Here is an 11,939-nt window from a genome sequence, read left to right as displayed (position 1 = left end):
AAAAGCGCCGTAAGGCGCTTTTTTTGTACCTGTGAATCAGTGCTGAAATATGTATGCTTGCGGTGAATGTAAAATCAATAAATAAATAAAACAGTGTTTTTATTTTATCGGTAAAATGTTTCTATTGGTGATCTTTATCGTTTTTATCTTTACGTCTTTGCCACTGATTTGAGTTTTTGGCAAAATTTAAAAGGTTTTGTCCCTCCAGCTTAAATACAATTTTTGGGAAATCTAAAATTATTCATAGATCCAATTTGATTATCCTTTTTAGGGAGGTCATATGGATTCATTCCTTAATTGTTTATGGGAAGGGACGTTTATGAAATTAAACTCCGCATTATTACTTATTCCATTATTCTCTGCAGCTGCACACGCAGGTTATGTTGATTACCGCCATGAATATTATGACGATGGCCGTAACTATGACCGTGTTTATATGTCTCACCGTTTTGCTACCGGTTTTGGTGTGGCAGTCGAAGCTATCTCACGTTCCGATGACTCGCAATCGAATGATGCGTGGAACAATATGGAAAGTAACGGCAACGAGTATACAGCAAGCTATCAATTTACTTCGCAGGGGCTTACCTGGCAGCCGGGTATTGCAATCGAGACTGGCGATAACATCACGATTTATAAGCCTTATATTCGCGTGCAGTATAACATCAATGACAACTGGTGGACCGCGTTCCGCTATCGTCAAGAGTACATGCGTAGAAACACGGAGGGTAAAGATGATCGTATGGTTTATCGCCCTGAAGCCTGGGTTGGTTATAACATCAATAACTGGATGTTTGAACTGAACGGCATTTATAAAATTGCCGATAGTGAAGATTTATATAACAACAAAAGCGAAGATTATGAGTATAACTTCCGGGTTGCTTATAACATAGGTTCCTGGGTTCCTTTTGTTGAAATCGGTAATGTTTCATCAGGTTATAACACAACAACGACAGACGATCGTCAGACCCGTTATCGTGTCGGTCTCGGTTATAACTTCTGATCGCTAATACTCTTCTCATCGGTTTATTACGCTGAGTATCGGGATATAAGCATAATTTGCGTGAATAGTGTATCTAAGGAGTTGACATCATGTCCAATGATGGAACTATGATTAGAAGCAATAGCAGTATTGCCGTCAGACCTTTCGGATTCAGAGATAAAATTGGTTATTTATGTGGTGACCTGGGAACCTGTTTTATTCTTGGGTTAGTGAATAGCTTTTTAATGATTTATTACACCAACGTACTCGGTGTTTCTGGCGTTATTGTTGGCTCACTTTATTTTGTGACCAAACTCTTTGATGCGTTTGTCGATGTTGGCGTAGGGCGCTTATGTGATACGTCTAAACTGACGGCGTACGGGCGTTTTAACCCTTGGGTACGCCGCATGAAGTATCCATTCTGTATCATTGCGGTCGTCCTGTTTCTGCCGTTTGTACAAGACTTTTCTTATACGGCGAAAATTATCTACATCTGCATCTCCTATTTTATTTACGGCTCACTGCTATCGACTGTGAGTATTCCTTATGGTGCCATGTCTGCGGCGATTAGCTCTAACCCGGAAGATCGCGTATCGCTTTCAACCTACCGCAGCGTTGGGTCCGCAATCGGCGGCGGGGCAACCGGATTTTTTATTCCTATCCTGATGTACACCACTTTGGTGGACGGAAGCCAGGTGATTTCCGGGCAGCACTTCTTCTGGATCGCCATTGGTTGCGCAATACTGGGCTTTATCTTTTTAACGCTGACCTGCCATTTAACGACGGAACGCGTGCGGGTGGAAAGAAAAGATAGCATGCCTGTGTCGGTGCTTCTGAAAGGGTTGATACGCAATAAAGCATTGATTGTTTTAGTTGTTGTGGATCTGCTGATCGTGATTAATCAGGGGCTTTCCGGCACCAATATGACCTATCTGTTTAATGACTATTTCCACAATAAAGAGGCGATGTCTGTCGCGTTACTGTTTACCTTTGGTTCCTTGATTTTGCTGGCACCCTCGGCATCCTGGCTCACGAAGCGATTTGGTAAGAAAGAAGCCAGCGTAGGTGCGCTGCTCTTTTCGGTGGTCATGTACGTGATCATGTATTTCACCCATATCACCGACGCGAAAGTCTATTTGGTTTTCCTGTTCCTGGCGACGTTGGGGGCGGGGTTATTCAACCTGATGATTTGGGCGTTCATGACCGATGTTTGCGACTACCACCAGTATGTCACCGGCGATCGTGAGGATGGTACCGTTTATGGCGTGAACTTCTTTGCCCGCAAGGTGGGTCAGGCGTGCGCAGGGGCCATTGGCGGCTTTATGCTGGCGATCATTGGTTATCAATCGTCATCAACCGGCGGTGCGGTGCAAACCAGCATTGTGCAGGAAAATATTTATACGATGGCGAATCTCTTGCCGGCTTTATGCTTGTTTTTGGCGGCGGTCGTGCTGATTTATTTCTATCCGTTGAACCGTAAAGAAACGCTCAAAATGGAAGAAACATTGAACAAGCTCAATGGTATTAGTAAGTAACGTCGTGAAGGTATGAGGCTCTGTCTCGCGCGTTATGCGTTAGGAGAAACAGGACGAGAAGAGGCGGGAGCAGTCCCGCGTCTTCTCATCTTTTGCAACGTCAGCCGCCGTTTTAACTAGTTAGTACTCCCACGTCTCCGGGTTGATCCCCAGTTCACGCATAATTACCTTGGCTTCTTCCGGGATTTCATCACTGCGCTCTTTGCGCAGATCGTCATCGTTGGGTAACGGTTGTCCGGTAAAGGCATGCAGAAACGCTTCACACAGCAACTCGCTGTTGGTGGCGTGGCGCAGGTTGTTCACCTGACGACGCGTGCGTTCATCGGTAAGGATCTTTAACACCTTCAGAGGAATGGAAACCGTAATCTTTTTGACTTGCTCACTCTTCTTACCGTGCTCAGCGTATGGGCTGATATATTCGCCGCTCCATTCAGCCATGAGATACTTAATCCTCTTTGTCATTAAATTTGAGGCCAGAACCTGAGCCCGGACCATAACTGTGCGTAGTTTATCGTAGTGGCGCGGCCCTGACACGAAGTTAGCCGACGCAGATGTACGCTAATGCATATAATTTTAACGGCTATTTTGAATTTGCTCAATCTATACGCAAAGAAGTTTAGATGTCCAGATGTATTGACGGCTATTGTAACAATGATTACTCTGGGGTCTGACTATTCACCGGCTCAGCCAGGAACTCCTCAATATGACGCGTAAACAGGCCACCATCGCAGTGCGTAGCGGATTAAATGACGACGAGCAGTACGGTTGCGTTGTCCCGCCGATTCACCTTTCAAGCACCTATAATTTTACCGGATTCAACGAGCCTCGGGCCCATGACTATTCACGTCGCGGTAACCCGACGCGTGATGTTGTCCAGCGTGCGCTGGCGGAGCTGGAAGGCGGTGCGGGCGCGGTGCTGACCAGTACCGGTATGTCGGCAATTCATCTGGTAACTACGGTGTTCCTGAAGCCGGGCGACCTGCTGGTGGCGCCGCACGACTGTTACGGCGGCAGCTATCGCCTGTTTGACAGCCTGGCGAAGCGTGGGTGTTATCGCGTGCTGTTTGTCGATCAAGGCAATGAAGCCGCGCTGAAGGCTGCGTTAGCGGAGAAACCGACGTTGGTGCTGGTAGAAAGCCCAAGTAATCCGCTGTTACGCGTGGTCGATATTGCGAAAATCTGCCAGTTGGCGCGTGAGGCTGGCGCGGTAAGCGTCGTTGATAACACGTTTTTAAGCCCGGCACTGCAAAATCCACTGGCATTGGGCGCCGATCTGGTGTTGCATTCATGCACGAAATATTTAAATGGTCACTCAGATGTCGTGGCTGGCGTGGTGATTGCAAAAGATCCAGAACTGGTCACTGAGCTGGCATGGTGGGCGAATAATATCGGCGTCACCGGCGGCGCATTTGATAGTTATCTGCTGTTGCGCGGCCTGCGTACGCTATCACCTCGTATGGAGGTGGCACAACGCAACGCCCAGGCGATTGTCGACTATTTGCAAACCAAGCCGCTGGTGAAAAAACTGTATCACCCGTCACTGCCGGATAATCAGGGGCATGAAATTGCCGCGCGTCAGCAAAAAGGCTTTGGCGCGATGTTGAGTTTTGAACTGGATGGTGATGAGCAAACGCTGCGCGACTTCCTTGGCGGGTTATCATTGTTTACGCTGGCAGAATCACTGGGGGGCGTCGAAAGCCTGATCTCCCATGCCGCGACCATGACCCACGCGGGGATGGCACCAGAAGCACGTGCTGCTGCCGGCATTTCTGAGACGCTGCTGCGTATCTCCACCGGTATTGAAGATGGCGAAGATTTAATTGCCGACCTGGAAAATGGCTTCCGGGCTGCAAACAAGGGGTAAACATGAGTGTGATTGCGCAGGCAGGGGCGAAGGGTCGTCAACTGCACAAATTTGGTGGTAGTAGTCTGGCTGACGTGAAATGTTATTTACGTGTCGCAGGCATTATGGCTGAGTACTCGCAGCCTGACGACATGATGGTTGTTTCCGCGGCGGGCAGTACCACTAACCAGTTGATTAGCTGGCTGAAGTTAAGCCAGACCGATCGCCTTTCTGCGCATCAGGTTCAGCAGGCGTTACGCCGCTATCAGAGCGAGCTTATTAGCGGTCTGTTACCACCAGACGTGGCCGATGGGCTGATTGGCGAGTTTATTCACGATCTGGAGCGCCTGGCCGGTTTACTCGACGGCGGCGTCAACGATACGGTCTACGCTGAAGTAGTCGGGCATGGTGAAGTGTGGTCAGCGCGTCTGATGTCTGCCGTACTTAACCAGCAGGGTCTGGAATCTGCCTGGCTGGATGCGCGCGAGTTTTTGCGCGCGGAACGCGGCGCTCAACCGCAGGTGGATGAAGGCCTTTCGTATCCCTTACTGCAACAGCTGTTGGCGCAGCATCCGGGGAAACGCCTGGTGGTGACCGGATTTATCAGCCGCAGTAATGCGGGCGAAACGGTGCTGTTGGGGCGTAACGGTTCTGACTACTCCGCGACCCAGGTTGGCGCACTGGCGGGTGTTTCCCGCGTGACTATCTGGAGCGATGTCGCCGGGGTGTACAGCGCGGATCCGCGCAAAGTAAAAGATGCGTGTTTGCTGCCGTTGCTGCGCCTTGATGAAGCCAGCGAACTGGCGCGTCTGGCGGCACCGGTTCTCCATGCCCGTACCTTACAGCCGGTTTCCGGCAGCGATATTGATCTCCAGTTGCGCTGTAGCTATACGCCGGAACAAGGATCGACGCGCATTGAACGCGTGCTGGCTTCCGGTACCGGGGCGCGTATTGTCACCAGCCATGACGACGTTTGCCTGATTGAGTTCCAGGTGCCCACAGGTCAGGACTTTAAGCTGGCTTACAAAGATATCGACCAGATTTTAAAACGTGCACAGGTGCGTCCGCTGGCGGTGGGTGTGCATCCTGATCGCCAACTGCTGCAATTTTGCTACACCTCTGAAGTCGCTGACGGCGCGCTGAAAATTCTTGATGAAGCAGGCCTGCCGGGCGAGCTGCGTTTGCGTCAAGGCCTGGCGTTGGTGGCGATGGTGGGTGCTGGGGTGACGCGTAACCCGCTGCACTGCCACCGTTTCTGGCAACAACTGAAGGGCCAGCCGGTTGAGTTTACCTGGCAGTCAGAAGAGGGTATCAGCCTGGTTGCCGTGCTGCGTACTGGCCCGACCGAAAGCCTGATCCAGGGTCTGCACCAGTCAATTTTCCGCGCTGAAAAACGCATCGGCCTGGTGCTGTTTGGCAAGGGGAATATCGGTTCTCGCTGGCTGGAGCTGTTTGCCCGTGAGCAGAGCACGCTGTCTGCGCGTACCGGTTTTGAATTCGTGCTGGCAGGCGTGGTGGATAGCCGCCGTAGCCTGCTGAATTACGAAGGACTGGACGCCAGCCGCGCGTTAGCCTTCTTTGATGATGAAGCGGTAGAGCAGGATGAAGAATCCTTGTTCCTGTGGATGCGCGCGCACCCGTATGACGATTTAGTCGTGCTGGACGTCACCGCCAGTGAACAACTGGCGGATCAGTATCTGGATTTCGCCAGCCACGGTTTTCACGTGATTAGCGCCAATAAACTGGCTGGCGCAAGCACGAGTAATAAGTATCGCCAAATCCACGACGCCTTTGAGAAAACCGGTCGTCACTGGCTGTATAACGCCACTGTCGGCGCCGGATTGCCGATCAATCATACCGTACGGGATCTGATTGACAGCGGAGACACCATTTTGTCGATCAGCGGGATCTTCTCCGGCACGCTGTCGTGGCTGTTCCTGCAATTTGACGGTTCTGTTCCGTTTACCGATCTGGTGGATCAGGCGTGGCAGCAGGGGCTGACTGAGCCGGATCCGCGCGTTGACCTTTCTGGTAAAGATGTGATGCGCAAGCTGGTGATCCTGGCGCGTGAAGCGGGCTACGACATCGAGCCGGACCAGGTTCGCGTGGAGTCACTGGTACCTGCGCACTGTGAAGAAGGCTCTATTGACCATTTCTTTGAAAATGGCGATGAGCTGAATGAGCAGATGGTTCAGCGGCTGGAGGCCGCCCGTGAAATGGGGCTGGTACTGCGCTACGTGGCACGTTTCGATGCCAACGGCAAAGCGCGTGTGGGGGTGGAAGCGGTTCGCCCTGAACACCCGCTGGCGGCGCTGCTGCCGTGCGATAACGTGTTCGCCATCGAAAGCCGCTGGTACCGCGATAACCCGCTGGTGATCCGTGGGCCGGGGGCGGGTCGTGATGTGACCGCCGGGGCGATTCAGTCGGATATTAATCGTCTGGCGCAGTTGCTGTAGGGTGTGTGTTGCCGGATGGCGCTACGCTTATCCGGCCTACGTAGTAAGGGTAATGCCGTGTAGGCCGGATAAGATGCGCAAGCATCGCCATCCGGCATCTTTACTGTTTCGCAAACACCTCTTTTGCGGCGAACAGCCCGTTCAGCGCAGCGGCAATGTGCACCTTTAACTGCGGTGTGGCGTTACCTAACGCGCCAGGTGCGGCGTGGAAAACTGGACGCGGCTAGTGTGGCGCTGCCGCTGGAGGCTACTGGACTCACCGTGATCCCGCTCGCCTGTCTGCATTGAAGAGCCGCTGGAGCATGATGTTCTGCTCGCGCGTATTGCGCGTGGCGAGGGGGTGAGCCTGTTTCCGGCATCGTTTGCAGCTATCCAGCGGCAGGGAGTAGTTTTTCGTCCGCTATGCGACACGGAATTGTGCATCACTGTCGGACTGATATTACCGCCTGAACAAGAATCTCGCCTGCAATGGCTTCCTTCATTACTCTCGGCGTCCTTCCTTTCTGCACGCTAAAGTGAATTATTTTCATCTTCACTGAGTATTCCTCACCTTTCACGATGATTTTTATGTTGACGTTACGGCGCTTTTCCGTCATTTTTACATCTAGACGTCTAAACGTATAGCAGTTCACAACACAACATATAACGACAAAAGATTGATGAGGTAAGGTATGAGCTTTTTTCACGCCAACCAGCGGGAAGCCCTGAATCAGAGCCTGGCTGAAGTCCAGGGTCAGATTAACGTTTCGTTTGAGTTTTTCCCGCCGCGCACCAGTGAAATGGAGCAAACACTGTGGAACTCAATCGATCGCCTGAGCAGTCTGAAGCCCAAGTTTGTCTCCGTGACCTACGGCGCAAACTCCGGTGAGCGTGACCGCACGCACAGCATCATTAAGGGGATTAAGGATCGCACCGGTCTTGAAGCGGCCCCGCATCTGACCTGTATTGATGCTACTCGCGACGAGCTGCGAATTATCGCTCAGGATTACTGGAACAACGGGATTCGTCATATTGTGGCCCTGCGCGGCGACCTGCCGCCAGGCAGTGGCAAACCGGATATGTACGCCGCCGATCTGGTTGGGTTACTCAAAGAAGTGGCAGACTTTGATATCTCTGTTGCGGCCTATCCGGAAGTCCACCCGGAAGCGAAAAGCGCCCAGGCCGATCTGCTCAACCTGAAGCGTAAGGTCGACGCCGGAGCGAATCGCGCGATCACCCAGTTTTTCTTCGACGTGGAAAGCTATCTGCGTTTTCGTGACCGCTGCGTAACCGCAGGTATCGATGTGGAAATTATCCCGGGTATCCTGCCGGTCTCTAATTTTAAGCAGGCGAAAAAATTCGCTGACATGACCAACGTGCGCATCCCTTCCTGGATGTCGACGATGTTTGACGGTCTGGATGATGATGCGGAAACCCGCAAGCTGGTGGGCGCTAACATTGCCATGGACATGGTGAAGATTTTAAGCCGTGAAGGGGTGAAAGATTTCCATTTCTATACGCTCAATCGCGCCGAGATGAGCTACGCGATATGCCATACGCTGGGCGTCAGGCCTGCTTAATTGTAACATCAGCCCTCTACGGAGGGCTTTTTGTTGATCATTTTGATCTACATCTCTGTAACTAAAAATATAAAAGGATTTAGCTATCGAATCTGTGGGTTTTTTCGACTATATCTTATCTCTGGTGGTGTATATCGTAGCTAGAACACTGTAAAGGGAGCATATAGATGAGCATGTCCGACGATAGCCAAAACGCATCAACTGCCGGTAAGTGTCCTTTCCATCAAGGCGGTCACGATCCCAGCGCGGGAGCAGGAAGAAATAACCGCGACTGGTGGCCGAATCAACTCCGCGTAGACCTTTTGAACCAACACTCCAACCGTTCGAACCCATTGGGTGAAGATTTCAATTACCGCAAAGAATTTAGCAAACTCGACTATTCTGCCCTGAAAGGGGATCTCAGAGCCCTCCTGTCCGAATCTCAACCGTGGTGGCCCGCTGACTGGGGCACGTATGCCGGTTTGTTTATCCGTATGGCATGGCACGGCGCAGGGACCTATCGCTCCATTGATGGACGCGGTGGCGCAGGTCGCGGACAGCAGCGTTTTGCACCACTGAACTCCTGGCCGGACAACGTGAGCCTGGATAAAGCCCGTCGTTTGTTGTGGCCTGTTAAGCAAAAGTATGGTCAGAAAATTTCCTGGGCCGACCTGTTTATCCTCGCGGGTAACGTGGCGCTGGAGAACTCCGGCTTCCGTACCTTTGGCTTTGGTGCCGGTCGTGAAGACGTATGGGAACCGGATCTTGATGTGAACTGGGGTGACGAAAAAGCCTGGTTGACGCACCGCCACCCGGAAGAGCTGGCGAAAGCCCCGCTGGGTGCGACTGAGATGGGACTTATCTACGTGAACCCGGAAGGGCCGGATCACAGCGGTGAACCGCTTTCCGCGGCAGCAGCGATTCGTGCCACCTTCGGCAACATGGGGATGAATGACGAAGAAACCGTGGCGCTGATTGGCGGTGGTCATACGTTGGGTAAAACCCACGGTGCAGGTCCTGCATCGCACGTCGGCCCCGATCCAGAATCAGCACCGATTGAGGCGCAGGGCTTAGGTTGGGCCAGCAGCTACGGCAGCGGTGTGGGCGCAGACAACATCACCTCCGGTCTGGAAGTGGTCTGGACGCAAACGCCGACCCAGTGGAGCAACTATTTCTTCGAGAACCTGTTCAAATACGAATGGGTACAGACCCGCAGCCCGGCCGGTGCTATCCAGTTTGAAGCGGTCGATGCTCCTGAAATTATTCCGGATCCGTTTGATCCGTCGAAAAAACGTAAGCCGACGATGCTGGTTACCGATCTGACGCTGCGTTTTGATCCGGAATTCGAGAAGATCTCCCGTCGTTTCCTCAACGATCCGCAGGCGTTTAACGAAGCCTTTGCCCGCGCATGGTTTAAGCTGACGCACAGGGATATGGGGCCAAAATCACGTTACATTGGACCAGAAGTCCCGCAGGAAGATCTGATTTGGCAGGATCCGCTGCCGCACGCGTTCTTCAACCCAAGCGAAGAAGATATCCTTAACCTGAAGGCGACCATTGCGGCTTCCGGGCTTTCCGTGGGCGAGTTGGTGTCGGTGGCATGGGCTTCTGCGTCAACGTTCCGCGGGGGCGATAAACGCGGCGGGGCTAACGGGGCGCGTCTGGCGCTGAATCCGCAACGCGGCTGGGAGGTGAATGCGACGGCAGCCCGTGTTCTGCCGGTGCTGGAAGGTATTTATAAATCGGCGCATACCGCCTCGTTAGCCGATATCATCGTGCTGGCAGGCGTCGTTGGTGTAGAGAAGGCGGCAAGCGCGGCAGGTGTCAGCATCAATGTACCTTTTGCGCCGGGTCGTGTGGATGCGCGTCAGGATCAGACTGATATTGAGATGTTTGAACTGCTCAAGCCGATTGCCGATGGTTTCCGTAATTATCGTTCCCGTCCTGAGGTTTCGACCACCGAGTCGCTGCTGATCGATAAAGCGCAGCAACTGATGTTAACCCCGCCGGAAATGACCGTGCTGGTGGGCGGTATGCGTGTGCTGGGAACAAACTTCGATGGTAGCCAGCATGGCGTCTTTACCGATCGCCCAGGCGTGCTCAGCACTGACTTCTTTGTCAATCTGCTGGATATGCGTCATGAGTGGAAGGCGGTTGATGCGTCACAGGAGCTGTTTGAAGGTCGCGACCGTCTGAGCGGCGAAGTGAAGTACACGGCAACCCGCGCTGACCTGGTGTTTGGCTCTAACTCGGTCCTGCGTGCTGTGGCTGAAGTGTATGCCTGCAGCGATGCCCACGAGAAGTTTGTGAAAGACTTTGTCGCGGCATGGGTGAAAGTGATGAATCTGGACCGTTTCGACTTGCTGTAAAGCAAGAGGCCGGATGGCATACAGAAAATCCCCGCAATTGCGGGGATTTTTATTGGCCGTTAGGCATGGCCGGATAAGGCGAAGCCGCCATCCGGTCAAACCGTGCTTATTCCCACTCTTGCAGGAATCGCTGACCGTACTGATCTGCCACCAGCAGCGCGGCGTAAACCTGATCCGGCGTGGCTCCGCCAGGCATGTTGTGAATGGTTTCGCCTTCGGCACAGGCTGCTTCGGCCACGATGCGCATTTTGGCCGGAATATCCTGCTTGATATCCAGTTGGGCAAGGGTGATTGGCAGACCAACGGAGTGGCACAGTGCCGCCACGGTTTCAATTTCTTCTACCGGCGCATTTTCCAGTACTAACTGCGTTAACGTACCGAATGCCACTTTTTCACCGTGATAATAGTGATGTGCATCCGGGATGGCCGTCAGGCCGTTGTGAATAGCATGTGCTGCGGCCAGCCCACCGCTTTCAAAACCGACGCCGCTCAGGTAGGTGTTGGCTTCAATCACGCGCTCCAGTGCTGGGGTCACCACGTGCTGCTCGGCGGCCAGCATCGCTTTTTCGCCTTCTTCGATCAGCGTGTTGTAGCACAGCTCGGCTAGCGCCAGTGCCACCTGAGTACACTGACCACCGGCCATGGTGGTGGCGCCGCTGCGTGAACAGGCGCGGGCTTCAAACCAGGTTGCCAGCGCATCGCCAATGCCGGCGGCAAGTAAACGAGCCGGTGCCCCCGCGACAATTTTGGTATCCACAATGACCCGGTCCGGGTTGTTCGGCAGCAGCAGATAGCGATCGAACTCACCTGCATCGGTGTAAATTACCGACAGCGCGCTGCAGGGGGCATCGGTTGAGGCAATGGTCGGTGCAATGGCAACCGGCACGCCCATAAAGTGGGCCAGTGCTTTGGCGGTATCCAGGGTTTTACCGCCACCAATGCCTAATACCGCGCCACACTGCGCTTGTTCCGCGACGCCGCGCAGGCGATCGATTTCGTTTTGTGAACATTCGCCGCCAAACGGGGCGATTTCCAGCGCCAGACCGGCATCCTGGAAGCTTTTTTCCAGGGCGGGTTGGGCAAAGCCTAAGACAAATTTGTCTCCAACAACCAGCCAGCGTTCCGCCAGCGGTTTGAGGTAACTGCCAAGACGAGTAATAACATCGGCACCCTGGATGTATTTACCCGGTGATTGAATAATGCGATCCATACGTTATCT

8 protein-coding genes and 1 pseudogene are annotated in these 11,939 nt (G+C 53.0%); 7 read left to right on the top strand and 2 right to left on the bottom strand.

From position 1 onward, the window contains the following. The first annotated feature begins 319 nt into the window (after positions 1 to 319). The gene (locus tag FDW95_RS22470) at positions 320 to 1,000 is read left to right on the top strand and encodes an oligogalacturonate-specific porin KdgM family protein (RefSeq protein ID WP_096758810.1); all 681 of its coding nucleotides are present in this window, start codon (positions 320 to 322) and stop codon (positions 998 to 1,000) included. A gap of 89 nt (positions 1,001 to 1,089) precedes the next feature. Continuing rightward, entirely contained in the window at positions 1,090 to 2,514 is a 1,425-nt protein-coding gene (locus FDW95_RS22465) for a glycoside-pentoside-hexuronide (GPH):cation symporter (protein WP_115259755.1), read from the top strand. 120 nt (positions 2,515 to 2,634) lie between these two features. On the opposite strand, the gene metJ is transcribed toward FDW95_RS22465, so the two are convergent. Continuing rightward, positions 2,635 to 2,952 carry a met regulon transcriptional regulator MetJ gene (gene metJ / locus FDW95_RS22460; protein WP_003825168.1) on the bottom strand — a complete coding sequence of 106 codons (318 nt, stop codon included), beginning with the start codon at positions 2,950 to 2,952 and terminating at the stop codon, positions 2,635 to 2,637. Positions 2,953 to 3,217: 265 nt separating this feature from the next. Between metJ and metB the strand changes: the two genes are divergently transcribed. The 5 genes and pseudogenes from metB to katG all read left to right on the top strand — a co-directional run bounded on the left by metB (position 3,218) and on the right by katG (position 10,720). Further along, positions 3,218 to 4,378, top strand: a complete 1,161-nt coding sequence (gene metB / locus FDW95_RS22455) for a cystathionine gamma-synthase (RefSeq protein WP_115259754.1) — start codon at positions 3,218 to 3,220, stop codon at positions 4,376 to 4,378. 2 nt (positions 4,379 to 4,380) lie between these two features. After that, the gene (gene metL, locus FDW95_RS22450; protein ID WP_115259753.1) at positions 4,381 to 6,813 is read left to right on the top strand and encodes a bifunctional aspartate kinase/homoserine dehydrogenase II; all 2,433 of its coding nucleotides are present in this window, start codon (positions 4,381 to 4,383) and stop codon (positions 6,811 to 6,813) included. A gap of 186 nt (positions 6,814 to 6,999) precedes the next feature. Then, positions 7,000 to 7,327, top strand: a pseudogene (locus FDW95_RS24095) (LysR family transcriptional regulator); the annotation flags it as partial. Between the two features lie 157 nt (positions 7,328 to 7,484). Beyond that, positions 7,485 to 8,372 carry a methylenetetrahydrofolate reductase gene (gene metF, locus FDW95_RS22435; protein WP_096758802.1) on the top strand — a complete coding sequence of 296 codons (888 nt, stop codon included), beginning with the start codon at positions 7,485 to 7,487 and terminating at the stop codon, positions 8,370 to 8,372. A gap of 167 nt (positions 8,373 to 8,539) precedes the next feature. Further along, positions 8,540 to 10,720, top strand: coding sequence for a catalase/peroxidase HPI (gene katG / locus FDW95_RS22430; RefSeq protein WP_115259752.1), 2,181 nt, complete (start codon positions 8,540 to 8,542; stop codon positions 10,718 to 10,720). 106 nt (positions 10,721 to 10,826) lie between these two features. On the opposite strand, the gene gldA is transcribed toward katG, so the two are convergent. Then, positions 10,827 to 11,930, bottom strand: coding sequence for a bifunctional L-1,2-propanediol dehydrogenase/glycerol dehydrogenase (gene gldA / locus FDW95_RS22425; RefSeq protein ID WP_115259751.1), 1,104 nt, complete (start codon positions 11,928 to 11,930; stop codon positions 10,827 to 10,829). Positions 11,931 to 11,939: the final 9 nt, after the last annotated feature.

The organism is Citrobacter sp. wls718 (assembly GCF_005280945.1).
GTDB classification, from domain to species: Bacteria; Pseudomonadota; Gammaproteobacteria; order Enterobacterales; family Enterobacteriaceae; genus Citrobacter; species Citrobacter gillenii.
This window is presented reverse-complemented; position numbering and strand designations above follow the sequence as displayed.